The sequence below is a fragment of the Desulfoplanes formicivorans genome, assembly GCF_001748225.1.
In the GTDB taxonomy this organism is placed as follows: Bacteria; Desulfobacterota; Desulfovibrionia; order Desulfovibrionales; family Desulfomicrobiaceae; genus Desulfoplanes; species Desulfoplanes formicivorans.
This window is the reverse complement of sequence record NZ_BDFE01000017.1, coordinates 300,384-319,626: the sequence shown is the minus strand read 5'-3', so window position 1 is coordinate 319,626 and position 19,243 is coordinate 300,384. Positions and strand designations below refer to the sequence as shown.

At 57.1% G+C, this 19,243-nt stretch carries 17 protein-coding genes; 8 read left to right on the top strand and 9 right to left on the bottom strand.

Annotation, left to right across the window (positions count from 1 at the left end; genetic code table 11):
* Positions 1-19 precede the first annotated feature (19 nt).
* Positions 20-1,429 carry an argininosuccinate lyase gene (gene argH / locus DPF_RS10690; protein ID WP_069859642.1) on the top strand — a complete coding sequence of 470 codons (1,410 nt, stop codon included), beginning with the start codon at positions 20-22 and terminating at the stop codon, positions 1,427-1,429.
* Positions 1,426-1,761, top strand: a complete 336-nt coding sequence (locus DPF_RS10685) for a hypothetical protein (RefSeq protein ID WP_069859641.1) — start codon at positions 1,426-1,428, stop codon at positions 1,759-1,761. Before argH ends, DPF_RS10685 begins: the two co-directional genes overlap by 4 nt.
* Positions 1,762-1,858: 97 nt before the next feature.
* On the opposite strand, the gene DPF_RS10680 is transcribed toward DPF_RS10685, so the two are convergent.
* From DPF_RS10680 to DPF_RS10650, 7 genes are all read right to left on the bottom strand, one after another.
* Positions 1,859-2,845 carry a patatin-like phospholipase family protein gene (locus tag DPF_RS10680; protein WP_176724241.1) on the bottom strand — a complete coding sequence of 329 codons (987 nt, stop codon included), beginning with the start codon at positions 2,843-2,845 and terminating at the stop codon, positions 1,859-1,861.
* A 101-nt stretch (positions 2,846-2,946) separates the two neighbouring features.
* The gene (locus DPF_RS10675) at positions 2,947-4,899 is read right to left on the bottom strand and encodes a PEP/pyruvate-binding domain-containing protein (protein ID WP_069859639.1); all 1,953 of its coding nucleotides are present in this window, start codon (positions 4,897-4,899) and stop codon (positions 2,947-2,949) included.
* Entirely contained in the window at positions 4,896-6,986 is a 2,091-nt protein-coding gene (locus DPF_RS10670; RefSeq protein WP_069859638.1) for an ATP-binding protein, read from the bottom strand. The genes DPF_RS10675 and DPF_RS10670 overlap by 4 nt, the downstream gene beginning before the upstream one ends.
* Positions 6,983-7,981 (bottom strand): phosphate/phosphite/phosphonate ABC transporter substrate-binding protein, encoded by a 999-nt coding sequence (locus DPF_RS10665; RefSeq protein WP_069859805.1) that lies wholly within the window; start codon positions 7,979-7,981, stop codon positions 6,983-6,985. The genes DPF_RS10670 and DPF_RS10665 overlap by 4 nt, the downstream gene beginning before the upstream one ends.
* A gap of 133 nt (positions 7,982-8,114) precedes the next feature.
* On the bottom strand, positions 8,115-8,684 hold the full coding sequence (locus tag DPF_RS10660; RefSeq protein ID WP_069859637.1) for a hypothetical protein: 570 nt from the start codon (positions 8,682-8,684) through the stop codon (positions 8,115-8,117).
* 139 nt (positions 8,685-8,823) lie between these two features.
* Complete coding sequence (locus DPF_RS10655) at positions 8,824-9,981, bottom strand: sulfite exporter TauE/SafE family protein (protein WP_069859636.1); 1,158 nt, start codon at positions 9,979-9,981, stop codon at positions 8,824-8,826.
* Positions 9,982-10,043: 62 nt separating this feature from the next.
* Positions 10,044-10,814 carry a DUF169 domain-containing protein gene (locus DPF_RS10650; protein ID WP_176724240.1) on the bottom strand — a complete coding sequence of 257 codons (771 nt, stop codon included), beginning with the start codon at positions 10,812-10,814 and terminating at the stop codon, positions 10,044-10,046.
* Positions 10,815-11,374: 560 nt separating this feature from the next.
* Between DPF_RS10650 and DPF_RS10645 the strand changes: the two genes are divergently transcribed.
* The 5 genes from DPF_RS10645 to DPF_RS10625 all read left to right on the top strand — a co-directional run bounded on the left by DPF_RS10645 (position 11,375) and on the right by DPF_RS10625 (position 16,394).
* Positions 11,375-11,731 (top strand): response regulator, encoded by a 357-nt coding sequence (locus DPF_RS10645; RefSeq protein WP_069859634.1) that lies wholly within the window; start codon positions 11,375-11,377, stop codon positions 11,729-11,731.
* 14 nt (positions 11,732-11,745) lie between these two features.
* The gene (locus DPF_RS10640; RefSeq protein ID WP_069859804.1) at positions 11,746-14,166 is read left to right on the top strand and encodes a PEP/pyruvate-binding domain-containing protein; all 2,421 of its coding nucleotides are present in this window, start codon (positions 11,746-11,748) and stop codon (positions 14,164-14,166) included.
* Positions 14,163-15,218: a phosphatase domain-containing putative toxin gene (locus tag DPF_RS10635; RefSeq protein ID WP_069859633.1), complete on the top strand. Its 1,056-nt coding sequence runs from the start codon at positions 14,163-14,165 to the stop codon at positions 15,216-15,218. The genes DPF_RS10640 and DPF_RS10635 overlap by 4 nt, the downstream gene beginning before the upstream one ends.
* Positions 15,219-15,385: 167 nt before the next feature.
* Positions 15,386-15,883 carry a DUF456 domain-containing protein gene (locus DPF_RS10630; RefSeq protein ID WP_069859632.1) on the top strand — a complete coding sequence of 166 codons (498 nt, stop codon included), beginning with the start codon at positions 15,386-15,388 and terminating at the stop codon, positions 15,881-15,883.
* A 19-nt stretch (positions 15,884-15,902) separates the two neighbouring features.
* Positions 15,903-16,394: a CinA family protein gene (locus DPF_RS10625; protein WP_069859631.1), complete on the top strand. Its 492-nt coding sequence runs from the start codon at positions 15,903-15,905 to the stop codon at positions 16,392-16,394.
* Between the two features lie 112 nt (positions 16,395-16,506).
* On the opposite strand, the gene DPF_RS10620 is transcribed toward DPF_RS10625, so the two are convergent.
* Positions 16,507-17,007, bottom strand: a complete 501-nt coding sequence (locus tag DPF_RS10620) for a hypothetical protein (RefSeq protein ID WP_069859630.1) — start codon at positions 17,005-17,007, stop codon at positions 16,507-16,509.
* A gap of 187 nt (positions 17,008-17,194) precedes the next feature.
* On the opposite strand from DPF_RS10620, the gene DPF_RS10615 reads away from it, so the two are divergent.
* The gene (locus DPF_RS10615) at positions 17,195-17,815 is read left to right on the top strand and encodes an L-threonylcarbamoyladenylate synthase (protein WP_069859803.1); all 621 of its coding nucleotides are present in this window, start codon (positions 17,195-17,197) and stop codon (positions 17,813-17,815) included.
* 325 nt (positions 17,816-18,140) lie between these two features.
* Here the strand turns inward: DPF_RS10615 and DPF_RS10610 are convergent, their stop codons facing one another.
* Positions 18,141-19,073 carry a glycosyltransferase family 9 protein gene (locus DPF_RS10610; RefSeq protein ID WP_069859629.1) on the bottom strand — a complete coding sequence of 311 codons (933 nt, stop codon included), beginning with the start codon at positions 19,071-19,073 and terminating at the stop codon, positions 18,141-18,143.
* Positions 19,074-19,243: the final 170 nt, after the last annotated feature.

Genomic DNA, 19,243 nt, shown 5'->3' with positions numbered 1-19,243 from the left:
CGGACAACAAGGACGAATCATGGCTTCAAGCAAGAACAAGCAGGAAAAGTTGTGGGGCGGGCGGTTCAAACAGTCCACCGCCCCCCTGGTGGAGGAGTACACGGTTTCGGAAACCTATGACCGGCGGCTGTATGCCCAGGACATTGCCGGTTCCAAGGCCCATGCCCGGATGCTTGCCAGGCAGGGCGTGCTCACCAGGGACGAGGCCCAGATCCTTGTGGACGGTCTTGATCAGGTGGCCAGGGAGATCCAGGAAGGCACCTTTGTCTGGCGCGCTGATCTTGAAGACGTGCACATGAACATTGAAAACCGTCTCACCGAGATTGTGGGGTCGGTGGGCCAGAAGCTGCACACGGGCCGCAGCCGCAACGATCAGGTGGCCCTGGATTTCAGGTTGTGCGTGGTTGAGAGCCTGCAGACCTGGGAGAGAGCCCTCAAGGGCCTTGTGGAGTCTCTGCTGGAGCAGGCCAGGAATCATCAGGAAACCCTGCTTCCGGGATATACCCACATGCAGCCGGCCCAGCCCGTTTCCCTGGCCCACCATCTCCTCGCCTACTGCCAGATGTTCTGTCGTGATGTGCAGCGGGTTCAGGATTGTGCCCGACGGGCCTCGGTCTCTCCCCTGGGGGCGGCCGCCCTGGCCGGGACCACCTATCCCCTGGATCCTGATTCCGTAGCTCAAGAGCTGGGATTGCAAGGGGTTTTTGCCAACAGCATGGATGCGGTTTCCGATCGGGATTTCGTGCTGGAATCCCTGTTTGTGGGTTCCCAGATCATGGCCCATTTGAGCCGGCTGTGCGAGGAGATCATCATCTGGTCCAACCCGGGCTTCGGGTTCATCAGGCTTCCCGACGCCTTTGCCACGGGTTCGTCCATCATGCCCCAGAAAAAGAACCCTGATGTGGCCGAGCTCATGCGCGGCAAGACCGGCCGGGTCTATGGCAATCTCATGGGCATGCTCACCACCATGAAGGGGTTGCCTCTGGCCTACAACCGGGACATGCAGGAGGACAAGGAACCCTTTTTTGACACGGATACCACCGTGACCATGTCCGTGACCATCATGGGGCAGATGGTCGAGGCCCTGATGTTCAACCCCGAGGCCATGCACGCGGCATTGCGCAAGGGGTTTCTCAATGCCACGGAACTGGCCGACTACCTGGTGGGCAAGGGGATTCCCTTCAGGCAGGCTCACCACATAACAGGCAATGCCGTGGCCTATGCCGAGAAGAACAACAAATGTCTGGAAGATTGTTCCCTGGAGGAATTGCAGACCTTCAGTCCGCTGGTGGATCAGGACGTCTTTGAGGTGCTGGCCTATGATGCAGCGGTCAAAAGGCGTGAAGTGCCCGGCGGCACCGGTCCCCGATCCGTTGCCGCGCAGATCAGGGCTGTGCAGGAGTGGCTGGACAGGAGCAAAGAGGTATGAACGGATTTGCCAAGGACAGGCCCGAGGTTCCCGAAGCGTTGATGCAGGAGAACAAATACGTCACTGACGAGCTCAAGCGCAATCTCGAAGCCGCCCTCACCTGGATCAGACCCCGCTGGGACGAACTGCTCAAGCGAGGGTGGACCTGGGACAAGCTTTTTTGCATGAGTGATCTTCCCTATCCTCTGGGACAATGGGGCGTGGCCTGGTTCAGCCTGTGGACCCGCAAGAACCGTGAAATCGAGTTTTCCGACGAGGGTGATCTGGTGTGCATCCTGAACGAACCCGGGGGCAAGGTCATTCAGACCATGCGCAGGGATCTCATTCCCTGAACACCCCGGCCTGCTTGTTTATTGTCGGTATCACTATCAATGCCCATCGGGAAAACCCGGTGGGCATTGTGCGTTTCCGGACCGGCTGCAAGGTGGGTTACTTCCTGGCGGGAGATGGTGTTGGGGGGTGCTTTTCCAGGTGCTCCATCATCTCCTGCACACTGGTCTTGCCGGCCTTGATGGCTTCCCGGGCCAGGTGGATGTCCAGGAAGCTGATCTGCCGGGTATCCGGGCGCAGGAGAATCTCCGGCGGGTCCTTGGCCAGCCGGGTTTCCTTGAGGGCGTTCTCCATGATGTCAATGGTGTTGGAAACGATTTCAAACAGGGACATGTCCGGGGAGCCATTGGTGTTCCTGCGCTGGACGAGCTTGCGGAAGAACGGGGCCGGAAAGAGGTCGTGTCCCTCCAGCCGGGCGGCCCAGGAGGCAATGAAATTTTGCTGGCTCAGAAACGACGCCTGGGGTCTGGTTTTGTTTTTGCCCTGCATCTTGGACTTGATGAATCTGGAATTGGCATCCACGCCAATGACCAGATCCGCGCCCATGTTTCTGCAGACATCAACGGGCAGGGGGTTGACCAGGGCCCCGTCCAGGAAGATCCGCCCGTTGTACTGGGCCGGGGTGATGAAGCCCGGAACCGAGATGGTTCCCCGAAGGGCCTTGCAGATGGACCCCGTGCGCGCCACCACCTCTTGGCCGGTGCGGGCATCGGTCATGATCATGGCCATGGGAATGTCGCACTCCTCGAAGCGGAACATGTTCAAATACTGGCGGTGGAATTCGATGAATTTGTTCCCTTCGATGAGCCCTGATCTGGGAAGAACAGGGTCCAGGATGTTCAGGGTGTCCTTGCGGGTCCACCGTTCGAGCCGGTCGGCATAGGCCTCAAATCTGCCTGCAACATACATGGAGCCCATGATGGCCCCGGCGCTGGTTCCGGCAATGCAAAAGGGGGTGATACCCAGCTGGTTCAGGGCCTGGAGCACACCGATATGGCTGATGCCCCGGGCAGCGCCGCTGCCAAGGGCAATACCGATTTTGGCGGAAAAGAGTTCGTCCGGGGAAATGGGTCGGGAGAATCGCATGGGAGGCACCCTCTGGATGTCAGGTCTGTAGAGTGAAAAACGCTGCAGCAGGTTCGTGCTGGTGTGGGCCAAGGGTCGGCCGGAATGCCTGTCCTGGTTTCTCATCCTCCCTGCTGGTGCATGGCGGCGTCAGGTCCCTGTTTGGCAATGAGTCTTCCCAGGACAGCCAGCCGTTTCTGGATCTGGGTTTCCTCCAGGTTCTCACAGCGGGCTTCTATCATGTTGCCCTGCCGGTTGGTGGTGAAACCATGGTCCTGGAGCATGGTTTCCATTTGGAGGATGCAGGCGCTGGGCGGTGAAAAAACCGTTGATTTGTAACGGAAACCGATATGGTTGCGGGACGCATCCTGGCCGCATACCGTGTCGATTTCAGCAAAATCCCGGTTGGCGTGAAGGCTCACGTGCAAATAGGTGCGCGAGAGGATGGCATGGCCGTATAAAAGGGGCCGGTATTCGCGTTGTGCTGTTTCGCTGGCAGGACTCTGTCCTTCCAGGCTCGACTCCATGCCAAACCACAAGGCCCACATGGGAATGGATTTGAATTCGTTGGGACCCACATGGCTCTTGCCTGCTGCCGTGGGAAAGAATCCGCCCGCCAGGTTGAGAATCCAGATCCTGACAGGGGGACGATCCAAAAGCTTGGCCCCTTCAAGGCCCAGGCCCGAACGGTTGACCAGACCGAACATCTCCTTGATACCCTTTTCCCGGGCAAAGGAGATGATGTCGTACATGGACCTGATGTGCTTTGCCGTGACCTTCCGGGTCGGATCAATGGGCGTCAGGGTCAGGCGGCTCACCAGTTCCAGTGTCTTGTCGAACCGGATCCGGTTGGACGTTCTGGTTTCCAGGGGGAGTGCAGAGGTTATCCAGAGACGATGCCGTGTATCCAGAAGCCAGCCAATGGCATGGGGCGCGGGGAGCAGATCCTGGATGGCCAGTCCCTGCATGGTCAGCTGTTTGGCATTGTGCGGACTCATGAAGGCCGGTTCAGGATGGAGGAGTACCCGGTGCCCCTCGTCCCTGGCCAGGAGCATGGTGGCCGTTTCTTCCCGGGAGGAAGAAACGTTGCTGATGATGGAGACCATGTCCCGTTGTCGGGTCCGTTCGGGCAGATCAAGGGCCGCCCGGGTGGGTTCGGGCCGAAACCATCCTGATTCCACATGGGCTGTCATGGCCTGGACCATGACCACCATGGGGGCCTCGCTGTCGGCCAGCCCCTGTTCAATACGCTCGCTGATGCATTGGGGACGGTATTTGACCAGAAGACATTCCTTCCAGGCCTGGAGTATTCCGGAAAGAGTGATGCCCGAAAGTCTGACATGGTGCGCTGCAAGCCCCAGGGTGGCCGGGGTGCATCGGGGGTCCGCATCCATGTCCACGGTACCGGAACCGCCCACAAGATCCAGGGTGGCAATTTCCAGGGCATCGGCCACGCTGTCGGGAATGGGGGCTTCCATGATGATCTCCTGGATGGCCCTGGAAATGTGGGTGATGCCCTCGGGATGGTGCAGATTGATCTCCCTGAGCATCTTGTCGATTTTGGGCCTCAGGTCGTTGGCCTCGATGAAATAATGATAGGCGCTGGAAGAAATGACAAATCCCCTGGGAATGGGCAGCGGGGAGGAGCTGGCAGCCATGATGCGGGACAGGGCGGTGGAGGCGTAGTTGGCGTGTTTTTTCCGCTTGAAGGCCTCGGCCAGGGGAAAGACAAACGGGGGGCTTATTTCCGGGTCGGCCACGCTCACGGCCATGCGCATGTAAAAGCTGGTCTTGGACGCATAATCCATGATGTCCATGAACTGGAGGGGATTGATCCGCTGCAGGTGATCGAGCATCTTGCGCACGTGCAGGTCGAGCCGGAAGGTGAGATGCAGGATCTTGGACCAGTCTGCCATGGGGTGCCGGGCATGGATGTCTTCGATTTCGGCAATGATGCCCAGACAGGTTTCGTCCTCGCGCATGATGCGGGCAAAGGCGTTGTACTTGGAGCGGATAATGGCTCCGGGAGGAAAGGTTTCGTAGGTCCAGTGGGCAAAGATGTGTCGCAGGGTCATGGCTTGCTCATTTTCTCGGATCGCGGAATCACGCAATAGCCCGGGCCGGATTCCTGCAACGGCTCCAGCGGGAGGGAGACCTTGAATACGGTTCCGGGTCCGCTGTCTGCGGGCATATCCTTGGTTTTGAATTCCGGCGGCAGCGGGCTGGTGGCCTCAATGGTTCCGTGGTGGTCCTTGATAATGCCAAAGGACACGGACAAGCCCAGTCCGGTTCCCTTGCCCGTGGGTTTGGTGCTGAAAAAAGGATCAAAAATGGAATTGATCTTGTTGGGAGGAATCCCGCATCCTGAATCCGCAATCCAGGCGGTAATGGTCATGTTGGCTACGTCAAGGCGGGTTCTCACCAGGATGCACCCTCCCCCTTCCAGGGCGTCCAGGGCATTGGACAAGAGATTCATCCAGACCTGTTTGAGCTTTTCCGGATCGCCCTGGATGATGGGGAAGCGATCGTCAAGTTCGGTGACAATGGTCACATGCTCGAGCTGGAAACTGTGACGGACAAGATGAATGATCTCCATGATGGAATTGTTGAAGCACATGATGACCTTCTGGCTCTGGCTCTGGCGGGAGAACCCGAGCATGTCCGCCACGATTTTCTTGCAGAAATGCGTCTGCCGGATGATGATTTCCAGATCATTGTAAATGGGACCGTTCTTGTCCACGTCTTCCTGCAGCAGCTGGGCGTAGCCGAGGATGATACCCAGGGGGGTGTTGATCTCGTGAGCCACGCCTCCGGCCAGTTTGCCAAGGGATTGCAGTTTCTGGGACTGGATGAGCTGGTCTTGATAGCTCTTGAGAACGCTGATGTCCCTGGCCGTGGTCAGAACGCCGGTAATTTGCCGATTTTGATCGCGCATGGCAAGTCGTATGACATGAAACCAGCGGCCTGATGCATCGGCATGTCCAGGCAGAAGCTGCTCTTCGCTGGTGACCGTTCCGGTAACCAGAATATCCTGGGCCTGGGCCATGCGTGCTTCGGCAATCTCCCGGGGGAACAGGTCCTTGTCCGTGCATCCGATGACCGAGTCCACGGTCTTGCCCACGTATCGGGCAAAGGCGGTGTTGGCGGCAATGTACTTGTGGTCGGGCCCGGTCAGGCCGATAAGGTCAGGAGACACGTCCAGGATGGTGCGCAGGAATTTCTGCTGCCGGGCCATGTTCTGTTCGGCCTGCTTGAGATCATCAATGTGCGAGCGCATGGTCAGGGCCATGATGTCAAAGGTCTCCATGAGCTCCTGAATCTCGTCACCGCTGCGGTTTCTGAACACCGAACATTTTCGGCATACGGCAAGCTTTTCCGGAAAGGGCAGGTTGGAGCATTCCGGACACTGGGTGTTGCCCAGGCACCAGCATCTGTAGCGTGTATTGCCCCAGGCCACGCAGGATGTGCGCTGGCAATTCCTGATCTCCCAGCACTTGGTCACCGGACCGGGATAGGTGGGCTGCTCCATGTTGCCTTTGACAATGGCCTCGGCATGACGCTGGAGAAGTCCCAGCCGGAAGGTGATGCGCCGCGAAAACAGGGCCGAAAGAATGAACGCTGCGCACAGGGTCAGGCCGGCGATCATGATGATGGTCATGATGAGGCCCTGGATGACCTGCTGGATTTTGTGCTGGGAGAGACCGACCCTGGCCGTGCCCAGGTGCTTGCCGTCAATGGTCACGGGTGTTGCAAAATCATAGATTTTTGCCTTGCCGGTATCGATGGTTTTGATGCCGGTTGTTGTGAGATCTTGTCCCTGGTTGGCATTTCTGAGATCCGAGGGAAAGCCGTGCTCAAAGGTGTGGACCAGCACCCGCCCCTGGTCATCCTGGATAAAGGCGTAGGCCACATCGTCGTCCACCCGCATGAGTTCATCCACCATGCCCTTGAGGGCGAGCATGTCCGTGGCCAGCAGGGGATCGGTGGCCCGCAGGGCAAGATTGCCGGCCATGACCCTGCCCTGTTTGAGGAATTCATCGATCAGGGCCCTGGAAGTGATGGGGGTGACGAACAGGGTCACCACTAGGGAGGAAAAGAGCACAATCAGGGCAATGCCGATGTTGACCTTGGTCCGCACGCGCATGCGGGAAAAGGTTTTCATGAGTCACCTTCCCGTTGGCCGGCCTGGTTGCAGGAAGGGGTCGAGGCAGGAGGCATGTCATGGATCAGTCGCCGGGCAAGACGACGGATGGGATCGTAGTCCCTGTCCACCGTTGGAATGATCCCGTCCATGCCGGCCGTGCGCAGGATCTCGGCCTGTTGGGGATTGTTCAGGGACAGGGTGAACATGGCCCGGGCGATCCGGTCCACAATGTTCTGATCAAGTCCCTTGCGGGCCGAATAGACCCAGCTTGGATAGGGCGGTGTGGTGGCGATGATCCGGATGGAGTCGGGCTCGATTTTCCGGCTGACAACCGAGAGGGCGCCTTCCCGGATGGAGGCGATATCGTATTTGCCAGCATAAACCGCCAAAATGGCCTTTTCCTGTTTGCCAGCCGGGCCCGGCGCAAAATCAATGCACGCGAAACTGTCCCTGGAAATGCCGTGATCCTTGAAATAGCCCAGGGCCAGGAGGTAGCCGCCGGTGGACAGGGGGTCCACGGCGATCCACCGCTTGCCCGCGCAATCGGACAACCGGGTGACAAAGGGGTTGTCGGCCCGGGCAATGATCTGCCCCCGAAACACGGGTTTGCCCGAAGAGGGTTCGATGATCCGGGCAAAGGCCCTGGCTCCGGCCTCGGCTAGGTGCACGTAGACCATGGGATTGGAAAAGGAAATGTCGATCTTGCCTTGCCGAACCATGTCCAGATGTTCGTCAAAGGTGTTGGGAAAAACCTGGCGTATGGCCAGGCCGGTTTTTTGGGCCAGATAGCGGACAAGGGGATTGTGGCGTTTATAGGAGACCGTGTGGGAGTACTGGGGCAGGTAGGCATAGGTCAGGGCCTGATCCTGGCCGGGCTGGTGGATGGTCTCCCGCTTGCCCATATCCACGGAAACGACTTCTTCTCCCCGGTCGCACCCGTTCATCCAGGGCAGGATGGACAACAGGGCCACCAGGAGAAGGCGCAGACATGTTCGGCATCGGAAAGGGGTCATGGGCATTGTATGATCCGGTTTGGGGCCTGACGTCTCAGCTGGTGGCACTCAGGCCGACGGGTGTTCCTCCGTGCGTGAACGTTGCAATGATCCGTGCACAACGTGCAAGCTGACACAGAATCTGCAAACAGTTCTACTCATTCCACGAGGCCAGTTCGCCGGAGAGCTGGGCATCCTCCTTGTGCATGGCCTCTATGCGGTCAAAAAGGGGCAGCCTGTGTTTGATGCGCGAAAACAAAAACCGCAGCACTATGTAGCCTCCGATAAGGGCAAAGGGGTATTCCAGCTCCCAGTCGATGCCCGGAACCGTGGCAATGGCAATGCCTGCAAAGCGCTGCTGCATCCAGCCCAGAGCAAAGGGCAGGGGCCACAGGGATACGGCAAACAGGGCTGCCTGGGCAAAAAAGACCTTGCCGAAATATTCGTTGGCCCAGGAATTGGCAGATTTGTAGACGGATTTGTTTTTTTGCCTGATGGCGTCCACCGAGATGTTGTGCATCCGGATCATTTCCCTGTTCAGCCGTGCGTAATACCCTCTGTTGACCAGATAGACCAGGGCCATGCTTGCCTCGCCAAGGACAATGCAGACCAGGGCCAAAACCAGGGTGCCGAACCAGAAGGCCAGATCCGGGTAGGGGGAAAGGAGCCGGTAGGGTGCGATGAGCACGGGATCAAGAAAGGAAAGAATGAGAGTCCAGGTCATGGTGGTGTATACAAATCCGGGATAAGGGTGTTTTTAGTGGTATGTAAATCTTCCTGCGCCTCAGGTCAAAACAAAACGGCCCGGATCTCCGTGGCGGTGAACCGGGCCGTATGCATCAGGTGGTCAAACCGTCCCAGAGTTAGAACGGAGGCAGCAGGCTGAATCCCAGGAATCCCTTGGACGTGTATCTGATACCCACGTACAGGGCCAGGACAACAAAGAGCCGCTTCAGCCAGACATCAGGGATGTACTTGGAGGTCCGGGGGCCAATGAAGGAACCCACCAGAACGCCGAGGAGCTCGATACCGATGAGGGGCCAGAAAACCGGGGTGTCCTTGACCACCATGTAGGTGAAGATGGAGGTGGTCATGCCCACGAGCACGGCAAAGGCCGAGGTTCCGGCAACCAGGTACATGGGCAGGCCGGCCACGCTGGTCAGGAAGGGCACCAGGAGAAAGCCGCCACCAACACCGAGGAAGGAGGCCAGAGCCGCGATGACAAAGCCACCGCATACGGGAACCAGGGGGTTGAAGGAGAATTCCACCCCGTAGAAGGTGAAGGAACATTTGGTCAGGGCAAAGTTGAGCACCTTGACGCCCTGATCCTGAGTGGATGCCTGGCCGCGGTTTTTGCCCATGTTGGCCTCTTCAAAGGCCTTGGCAGCGGCACGGGCCTTTTTCTTGCCGGCCTGACCCTTGGGTGTGGTTTCATAGAACAGGTAGCAGCCCAGGAAAAGGACGAACAGGCCGAAATAGCCGATGTACGACTTGAGAGAGATCTTGCCGGCTGTCAGCCAGGGCACCAGATAGGAACCGGCAATGGAACCGGCAGCCAGACACAGGGCCAGGGGAAGAACCAGCCTGCCCATTTTATAATAGTTGAAAGAGGAAGAAGCTGCGGAGGTGCCCACAAGCCACTGGTTGGACACCCGGATGGAGTCGGTGACCAGCTTGTTCAGAACCGGGGAGGTTTTCTTGAACCCGGAGGCAAAATTGCTCAGGCCAAAGATGGTGATGTGACCAACACCTGCCATGATGCCACCAAAGGCGCCCACGGTGGAAAAGATCCAACCCACCCAAATGGCCCAGAAAAAGGCCACGATGAGGTTGATGTCCGGAGCTCCGGGGATGCCCAGGAATCCGGCCGGAGCAGCTGGATTGATCTGACCGGCACCCGTTCCCTTGGGTGTGGCATTGATGGCCTCCTGCAGACGGTCGGCCCAGACCGGATCAAGCCAGATGGCAACGGCCACAAGGGCCAGTCCGAGAATGATGCAGTGTTTTCTGATGGTTGGCATGATTTCTCCTCGCAATATTTTGTTCATGGTTTCTGGGTTCTTGTCATGAAACAGAACTTTGTTTACGCTTTTTTGAAGACGATGAGCGGACAATTCTTGCAGATGTCCTGTCCGGGGAAGCCATCACCCGGTTTGGTGATGGAGGCGCTGGTCTTTTCAATGCGCTCCTTCAACCGGTCCATGACGGCGGGAAACTGTTCGCCGGGAATGATCACGTTGATTTCGCCGCGTTCGGTCTTGCCTGCGTTGTAACTGCCCGAACAGGCAGGGAGCATGTTGAATTCCTTGTGGATGTAGCTGGTCACGTTGCCGCCGCAGGCCGAGGAGTTCATGGTGATGGTCGGCCGCAGGGGGTGGGTGTCTGTGGCGGCCATGTAGTCCACGGCAAGATGGTAGGCCTGCATGTTGTCGCAGTAGAAATGGACGGTATCGGGATCGAACAATCCGTCGATGGATCCGAGGGGTGCTACAACGATCCCCAGCAATCCCTTGGGAAGGCACGTCTTGGACTGGACAAACCGGGCAGCCTGATCCAGGTCTTTGGTGTATTTGGCGTGACTTTTGATTTCGGCATCGTCGAATTCTTTCCAGCCAAAGTTGTACCGGGCATTGGAACATCCCTGATTGTCCATAGTTCCGAAAACGATCTGTCCCTTCATTCGGGCAGCGATTTCCCACTGGCAGAAGGTGGTGGGCTTGACCGGAGTTACGTAGTCCGCCTTGCTCTTGAACGCGTCCACTGCTTCCTGGTCAAAGAAAAATTTGACGGCTATGGGATAATGGTACAGCCGCAATTCCTTCATCAGCATTTCCTGCATTTCCTTGTACGTCATGATCACCTCGTCGGGACATAAGGTTGAAGGGTTATACCAGAGGCCTTGCAGCGGACCTGCAAGGAAATGGGGCCTCGGGTGCGCTTTCGTGATATTTTGCACATGCACGTGTGTCCTTAGGTTCGGGCGGGTGCAAAAGCAAAAATGGGAAAAAAAGAATTTTTTTGAACATGATTTTTTGTGATTTGTGGTAAAAACAATAAAATATTGTGACTTAAATCACAAACAAATATTAACATCTTTTATTTTAAATAATTACGAGATTGCTGAAAATTGATCTCAATTTTATGGTTCGATTTTGAGTCTTTTTTTTGTGCCATCCGTCTCTCTGTCCAGGCAAGGAAAGGGGGCGCAGAGTCACGCCATACGCTGGTTTATTGGCCTGATTATGTGTTTAACTTTTTATAACCATTCGATTTTATTCGAAAACAAGAAATTTTGACTCGTCTGTCCACTCCGGTTGGGCGGGCGTCTCCCTGAACATGCACGTTGATTTTGACCTTTGCAAGGGGGTGGAATAGGGTAGCACAGCTACTTTACATCATGACCCGGGAGCTGTCATGGCAAACATACTTGTACTCGACGATGTTCAGGATGCAGGTACCCTCATCAAGAGGATTCTTTCCCGCAAGGGGCACACGGTCCACTCCTTTACCGAAGAAGAGGAGTGCATTGATTTTGCCCGCAAGAATCCTGTTGATCTGGCCATCTTGGACATGAAACTGAAAAAGATGAGCGGGATGGAAGTCCTTGAGGAATTGATGCGTATTTCTTCGGACATCAAGGTGATGATGCTGACCGGCTATCCCACCCTGGAAACGGCTCGGGAGTCCCTCAGCCTGGGAGCCGTGGAATACTGCGTCAAGCCCATTGACAAGGATGAACTCGAAACCAAGGTGGCCGAGATGCTGGGGTGACCCGTTTTGCTTCCATGAACCATCCTTCCCTTTCCCATCTGGCCCGCAAGGTTTTCATGCCGGGTACCCTCATGCGTGAGCGGTACAATGCCTTCATGGACCTGCTCCATTATGACAACATGGGCCTGGAAATCATCGCCGATCTCCAGGAAATCCGTCAGGGTCACGAATGTGCCGATTGGGCCAGGATTGTCTGGCTGATACGCCGGGCCATCAAGGCAACCCGGAAGATGATCCAGGCCTTTGAAATCATGTCGCCGGGCTCGGCGCGAGCCATTCTTCAATGGCATCATCAGTTGGCCGAGGATCTTCTTGCGGCCTGTTCAGAGCCTTCCCCTCCTTCAGATCCGCCGTATGTGCTGTTTCTTGATGGCCATCTGCTGGATGAACAGCTTGTGGGGGGCAAGGCGGCTGCCCTGGCCCGGGTTATGCCCCATGAGGACATCCGGATTCTGCCCGGTTGCGTGGTCACTTCCAGGGCGTGGCAGCTTTTTGTGGAACACAATGATCTGCGTTTTCGCCTTGACCGGGCCCTGCAGAGTATCCGTCCCCATGATCAGGTCCGGATGGCCAAGCTTGCCCGGTACATGCAGGATCTGATTCTGGCCGGAGACGTGCCCCAACCCGTGGTCGAGGCCCTGAACGCCGGGATTGAATCATGTCTTGGTGCCGGCGGCGGTTCCAGGCTCATCGTGCGCAGCAGCGCCGTGGCCGAAGACGGTTCGTTTTCCTTTGCCGGGCAGTATGAAAGCGTGCTGGATGTGGAGCCGGAAAACCTTCTTCATGCCTACAAGCGGGTGCTGGCCGGCAAGTACAGTCCCAACGCCCTGTTCTACAGGATACACCACGGTTTCACCGATACGGAAACGCCCATGGCCGTGCTGATCCAGCCCATGATCGATCCTCTAGCCAGCGGGGTGGTCTATACCCGTGATCCTTCGGGATCAGACAATGACCTGGGAATCTATGAGGTTGCCGGAAGAGGTGAACACCTTATGGATGGCGAGCAGGTTCCCCAAACCTGTCTGGTGGCCCGGGATACCCGTGAGGTCATGGCCAAGCCGGCAGGACGCCTGGAACCAGAGGCGTATGCCCAGCTCATTGAGACGGCCATGCGGATCGAAGAGATCCAGGGTGAACCCCAGGATCTGGAGTGGGCTTTTGATGATCAGGGTCGTTTATTCATCCTCCAGACACGCCCCTTGACCGGGCCGGTCAAGCCTGTCTGCCAGCCGTCAGCCCCTTCCATTGATGTTGCCCCCTTTCCCCTTGATTTGTGCCGGGCAGCCGCCGGCACAGCCCATGGCCCGGTGCATATTCTGACGGATTGCCATGATTTGAGCGGAGTGCCCCACGGGTGCATCCTGGTGGTTGCCTCGTTGCGGCCCGAACTGGTTGCGGTCATGGATCGCGTTCGTGGTGTTGTGGCCATGTCGGGAAGCAGGGCCTGTCATTTTGCAGCCATTGCCCGGGAGTTCGGCATTCCCGTGCTGGTGGGACAGGACGTTGTTACCTGTCTTGCGGACCAGGACCATATTACCATGGACGGCCATGCGGCCAGAATCTACCCTGGACGGGTGGATGCGTTGGTGGCTGCCTCCACCAAGCGGTTTGACCCGGAAGCTTCCTCGGTGGCCCAGAGACTTGCGCAGGTCATGGATACCATCGGGACCCTGCATCTGACAGACGCCTCGTCTCGGGATTTTGATCTGGACCATTGTCGTTCCCTGCACGATGTTGTCCGCCTGGTGCATGAAAAAGCGGTTCGTACCATGTTTGCCCTGGTGGACAGGACCGGAAGGGGGATGGGCCGGGCCAAGAATCTGGAGTCGAATCTGCCCCTGTCCATGCGTATTGTTGATCTTGGAGGAGGCCTGATCCGCAATCATCGGCGGCGAACCGTCACGCCTTCTGATATCCGATGTCTTCCCATGAGGAAGCTCTGGAAGGGGCTTGCCAGCCCGGACATTTTCTGGGACAGCCGCATGCCGCACATGGACTGGGAGGAATTCGACCGGATCAGTGCCGGGATCTTTGGTGCCAAAAGCGCGCTTTTGGCCAGTTATGCTGTTGTTTCCCATCGCTACACCCATGTTCTTTTGCGTTTCGGATATCATTTTTCGGTTGTGGACAGCCTGCTCGCTGAAAACTCCAAAAACACCTATGTGAATTTCCGGTTCAAGGGTGGCGGAGCAGACAGGGAGGGACGGCTTTTGCGTCTTGAGTTCATCGCCCGTGTCCTTGGGGAAACCGGGTTTCAGGTGAGCATCAAGGGAGACCGGCTGGACGCGCACATGAATCGGTTTTCTCCGGAAAAGACCCGCAAGGCTCTGGTCCGTCTCGGGCGGGTGCTTGCCATGACCCGGCTCATGGATATGCGTCTGGATAACCCGGAACAGATCGATCCCCTGATCAAGGAGTTTTACAGCGGATGACCACTTCCCGGTCCTTTTTTACCTGGGTCACCTCCCAGCTTGCCGTGGGCGGCGCGCCCATGTCCCATGCCCAGCTCGACGCGTTGCGCGACCAGGGGATCCGGGCCATTTTGAATTTGTGCGGTGAGTTCAGTGATCTGCATACCATTGAGCGGGATCACGGCTTTGAGGTCTATTACCTGCCCATTGCCGACGAGGACGCTCCTGATCTCGGGACCATGGAGCCTGCCCTGGAATGGCTGGACGAGTCCTTGTACCTGGGCAAGAAGGTGTACATCCACTGCCGGCACGGCATCGGACGGACCGGAACCGTGCTCAACCTGTATCTTTTGCGCAAGGGGCTCGGGCACAAGATGGCTGCCAAGATTCTCAAAAATCTGCGGGCCAAGCCAGCCAATTTCGAACAGTGGTGGACCGTGCGCAAATACGGCCGCAGGACCGGCAAATTGACCTTGCGGGAACCTTCTCTTGAAGTCCCCAAAGGGGTGGATCTGGTCCCGTTTCTTCAGGAGTATGAGAATATCCGGGATGAAGTGGACCGATTGCGTGCCGGACAACAGGACATGTCGATCTGTGGCAGGGATTCCATGGCCTGTTGTACAACCCCCATCCGCATGACCCTTGTGGAGGCAGAATATCTGCGTCGGGTCCAGGATGCCCAATTGCCCAGCAAGGTGCGCATGGAAATTATTGAACGGGCGGCCATTGTGGCCCGCAAGGAACGGGAAGCCACGGGAACGGTGACGGCCGAAGGCAGACATTGTCTGGTGGGCACGCAAACCCTGTGTCCCTTTTCCGATGAGGGGGCCTGCCTTGTTTTTGCCAATCGTCCCCTGCAATGTCGGACCCATGGCATGCCCTTTATCGCGGCTCATGATCTGTGGGAAGAAATGGCCCCTGCCCTGGATCAGATCTCTGCCGATCTGTATTTCGGATTGACCGGTTCCTTTCCCCCGGCCGAGCTCCCTTTGTTTTCCCTCCCGGATGTTGCCTCGGGAAGGTATGCGTCCATGGTATTCCATCTGATCAAACAGGGCAGGCAGACGGCGTAGCCATCCCCTGGACGGCTGTGCCCGGCCGTAAGATCCCCGACCCTTTCTCGCGATATGACAATCTTGTTCCACGTCCGGTTTGACCTCCTTGCGGAAGCACCCGTCCTTGTTCCTGGCGCAGGTGCATTCCGCTTCATGCATGGGCTTTTCCGCCTCGGGAGCATCCATTGATTCTGGCTGTTTTGTTTGTTGTCCTTCTGGTGCTGAGTTTTTGCACCCATTTTCTGGGTCTGCCCGGCAATTGGTGCATCCTGGTCCTTTTGGGCCTGTGGAAATGGTTGCACCCGGGTGCCGACATGGGATGGATGTTTTTCACAGTGCTCACCTGCCTGGCCCTGGTGGGCGAGGGGCTTGAATATATGGCCCTTTTCTGGAGTGGCAAACGCTCCGGGGGCACGAAAAAGGGAAATGTCGGAGCCATGCTCGGGGCCTTTGTGGGGGCCATCCTGGGTGCTCCCTTTTTCCTGGGCGCCGGGGCCATTCCGGGTTCCTTTGTGGGGGCGTATCTGGGCAGTCTGGGTCTGGAACTTCTGGGGGGCATGCGTTTCGACCTTGCCAGCAAGGCCGCAGTGGGGGCCATGTGGGGCAAGGTTTTCGGGCTGATCGTCAAGATGGGGCTTGGCGGGGTCATGCTCTGGACGGGCATTCCCAAACTTTTTGCGTGAAAGGCATCGGGAGGAGATCATGCACGATCAAACCATGCAATCCCTTGTGGCCGAGCTGGGTGAGAGGCTGGAAGCCAGAAAATGGATGATGGCCACGGCCGAATCCTGTACCGGCGGGCTGGTGGGCCATGAACTCACCAATGTGGCCGGCAGTTCTCACTGGTATCTGGGGGGGATCATATCTTACAGCAATGATCTCAAAATGCGGCTTTTGGGGGTGGATGGGCGGATTCTTCAAACCCATGGCGCAGTCAGTCAGCCCTGCGTTCTGGACATGGTCCGGGGGGTGTGCCGGGTAACGGGCGCGGATGTGGGAGTGGCCCTTTCGGGCATTGCCGGGCCTTCGGGAGGATCTCCGGACAAGCCTGTGGGCACGGTCTGGATCGGCTGGTCGGTCCAGGGACGGGCATGGGCCGTTTGCGGGCATTTTTCAGGGACCAGGAGGGAGATCAAGTGCCAAAGCGCATGGACCGCCCTGGCGGGGCTGGTCCGGGCAATACCCGAAACGTAAAAGGAAAAACAAGAGAAAGGCCGGACAAGGGCGAACCTGCACAAGGTGCCCTGTGGGGAGAAACGGATTGTGGCTTCCGTTCTCCCTTGTTCCGGCCTTTCCTGCTTTGGGGTCAACCAGCGGAGTAGTCGCCCCGATTGAGCTTGAAGGTTTCCGTGGTCGCCAGAATTTCCATTTCCGAATACAGGGCATCAAGTTCCGGCGAAGAAGTTCCCTGGGCCTGCATGGTTTGGCGCAATTGATCCATCTGTTGGCCGACGCCCTGGAGTTCCTCATAGACACTGCGCAGGCTGACGTCCGGAGAGCCCAGTTTTGCCGCATACTGATCCAGTTGGTTCAAGACGCCGTCCATGGTATTCATGAGCTCCTGGTGACTGACAGAAGGATTGACCTGCTGGGTAGCAAACAGGGAATGCAGTCCGAGAATCCCGGAAGAAGGGGGTGCTGTTGCCTGGGTTGCCTGGGGCTCTGTGGCCTTGGTGGCGGCCTGTGAACCCTTTTCCTGCATTTCCCTGGCCAGAAGATCATCAAACCCAGCGGTATCCTTGCGTCCGGACACCTTGGATGTCTGCTTGTCAACAAGGTGCTGGAGTTGTTCGGTTTGTATTTTCATGGTCTTCTCCTGTGTTTGCCTGCATCAAGCAAATAGTCTGCCAGGGAAAAATGTTAATTTTATATTTGAAAAAACAGTATGTTATAAATTGTATGAGCAAAAAATGCCCAGTTGTGAAGCATCCGTTCCCAGGTCCCACGATCAAGGGGAGGCATTTTTTGCTCACCAGGGCAATCAGGAAGCAAGCATGAGCAAATCGTTACTGCAGGCGGCACGGATTATCAAGTCGGGCGGGATCGTGATCTATCCCACGGAAACCCTGTATGCCCTGGGCTGTCTTGGCAACAACCAGGACGCCGTGGACAGGGTGTTTCACGCCAAAAACCGGGATGCGGCCAAACCCCTTCCCCTGATTGTGGGGACATGGGAGCAATATATGCGTTTTACCCGGGTTGATGACGCCATCACTTCCATTGTCCGGGCATTCTGGCCGGGTCCATTGTCGGTATTGGTGACCATGAAGGGCGTGTTTCCCTCCCAAGTCATGGATGACTACAAACGCACTTCCATCAGATGGACGCCCCATCCCGTGGCCCAGGCCTTGTGCTGCCTGGCCAACGCACCTCTTGTGGCCACTTCGGCCAATCCCAGCGGCCAGCCGGGACCGACCCGATTGGAAGATCTTGATCCCGGGCTCAGATCACGGGTGGACAGCGTGGTTGAAGATCAGCCTTTTGCCGGCGGGGGAGATCCATCCACGTTGATCGAGGTACTGGCACCGTCCCGGGTGCGGGTCCTTCGCCAGGGAGCCATTGACCTGTCACGATTCAGGGCACGCGGGATCACTGTTGTGGACAACGGAGGCTAAGGGGTCGCCTGATAGCTTTGGACTGATTGATCCGGGGCTGCCGGGGATGACATCTGAACTTATGGCAGCCGGAGGTTCAGGCCGGTATAAAAAATTGAACCCTTCTGGCCGGGAGACAGGGCCGGTACAAATTATTGTACCTTTCGCTCGGACAAGAGCTCAAAGGGTGAAGGATATGGCGTCATGCAACATGCTGTAATATAATTAATTTTTATTTTTTTGGGCACAAAAGGGAAAAGTGGCCTGACGGTTGCAATGTAAAGAGCACTTCCTCTTTTTGTCAAAGCCGGGTCATGAGAATGGGTAACTCATGACCCGGTTTTGTTTATGGGGCCTGGAACAGACGGGCAAGGGCCGGCCTGATTCTGGCGATGACCTGGTCCAGGGTGATATTGTGGATGCACACGGGATCGGGGCAGACAATTCTGGCCGTTCGGGTGCAGGGGCTGCATGCCAGGCGCAGGCTCAGGACGTCCATTCCCAGGGGGCCCCATTGTTCGGGCGAGGTGGGACCAAAGATGCTCAATCCGCGTATGCCCATGTATCCGGCCAGGTGCATGGGGCCGGAATCATTACCTATAACATATACGGCTTGCTGAAGAAGGGCGATGAGTTCATGGATGGTTTCGGGACAGGCGCGCTCCATGGTCTCCGGCAAGGCCAGACCGGTTTCCTGTTCAACCGGACCAAGGACCATAATGGGATGCCATCCCTGATTCTGCAGCCAGTCGGCCAGTTCAAGAAATTGAACCAGAGGCCAGTTCTTGGCTGGATTTCCTGATCCGGGAAAAAGCAAAATCCTTTTGTCGCCCTGCCGGACCTGACGGGGAAACATGGTCTGAAAAGTTGTCTGCCACTGCGGGTCAAAGGGAATGTTGTGTTGTGTCAATCCCCGGGCAAACATCTTCCACGGGGGACAACATGTTCCCTTGTCCATGCCGTGAAGAAAAAAAATGTTTTCATGCTTGATCAGAGCTGGTTTTTCCCTTAAAACAAACCAAATTATCAAGTCATTGGCGTCCACCAGCCCCGAAGAGCCAACATCGCCCAGGTGCAGCAGGCGTACGGTTCGCAACAAGGCGGGCGAAGCATAGGTGATGTCCAGCGGATGGAGCAGGGGGAGGCGAGCCGAGGATCCCGCCCAGAACAATGCGGATGTGGGCAGTGCCTTGCGCAGGCTGGCGAGAACCGGCCACGTCATGAGAAAATCGCCAAGGGCTCCCTGATGGACAAGGATGAATCGTTTATCAGTGTTCATGGTCGCTGTGATCTGTTTGTGCTGATGATGTTCTGTGCCAACGGCTTGGCTGCAAGCGGGAATCCGTGTTGGTGATCATGCCCGCACGCGGGATGGGGGCTATGTCACATCACGGTTGTCTCCATGCGGGTGATCTGTCCCAGGTACAGGGCGTATCAGACCGTTGGGGT

Excerpts from the sequence above, each read along its gene's own strand:
- DPF_RS10665 (WP_069859805.1), bottom strand. The coding sequence starts at position 7,981 with ATGACCCCTTTCCGATGCCGAACATGTCTGCGCCTTCTCCTGGTGGCC.
- DPF_RS10615 (WP_069859803.1), top strand. The coding sequence starts at position 17,195 with ATGAGCAAATCGTTACTGCAGGCGGCACGGATTATCAAGTCGGGCGGG.
- DPF_RS10680 (WP_176724241.1), bottom strand. The coding sequence starts at position 2,845 with ATGCGATTCTCCCGACCCATTTCCCCGGACGAACTCTTTTCCGCCAAA.
- DPF_RS10620 (WP_069859630.1), bottom strand. The coding sequence starts at position 17,007 with ATGAAAATACAAACCGAACAACTCCAGCACCTTGTTGACAAGCAGACA.
- DPF_RS10670 (WP_069859638.1), bottom strand. The coding sequence starts at position 6,986 with ATGAAAACCTTTTCCCGCATGCGCGTGCGGACCAAGGTCAACATCGGC.
- DPF_RS10610 (WP_069859629.1), bottom strand. The coding sequence starts at position 19,073 with ATGAACACTGATAAACGATTCATCCTTGTCCATCAGGGAGCCCTTGGC.
- DPF_RS10650 (WP_176724240.1), bottom strand. The coding sequence starts at position 10,814 with ATGACGTACAAGGAAATGCAGGAAATGCTGATGAAGGAATTGCGGCTG.
- DPF_RS10635 (WP_069859633.1), top strand. The coding sequence starts at position 14,163 with ATGACCACTTCCCGGTCCTTTTTTACCTGGGTCACCTCCCAGCTTGCC.
- DPF_RS10625 (WP_069859631.1), top strand. The coding sequence starts at position 15,903 with ATGCACGATCAAACCATGCAATCCCTTGTGGCCGAGCTGGGTGAGAGG.
- DPF_RS10675 (WP_069859639.1), bottom strand. The coding sequence starts at position 4,899 with ATGACCCTGCGACACATCTTTGCCCACTGGACCTACGAAACCTTTCCT.
- DPF_RS10685 (WP_069859641.1), top strand. The coding sequence starts at position 1,426 with ATGAACGGATTTGCCAAGGACAGGCCCGAGGTTCCCGAAGCGTTGATG.
- DPF_RS10645 (WP_069859634.1), top strand. The coding sequence starts at position 11,375 with ATGGCAAACATACTTGTACTCGACGATGTTCAGGATGCAGGTACCCTC.
- DPF_RS10660 (WP_069859637.1), bottom strand. The coding sequence starts at position 8,684 with ATGACCTGGACTCTCATTCTTTCCTTTCTTGATCCCGTGCTCATCGCA.
- DPF_RS10640 (WP_069859804.1), top strand. The coding sequence starts at position 11,746 with ATGAACCATCCTTCCCTTTCCCATCTGGCCCGCAAGGTTTTCATGCCG.
- DPF_RS10655 (WP_069859636.1), bottom strand. The coding sequence starts at position 9,981 with ATGCCAACCATCAGAAAACACTGCATCATTCTCGGACTGGCCCTTGTG.
- argH (WP_069859642.1), top strand. The coding sequence starts at position 20 with ATGGCTTCAAGCAAGAACAAGCAGGAAAAGTTGTGGGGCGGGCGGTTC.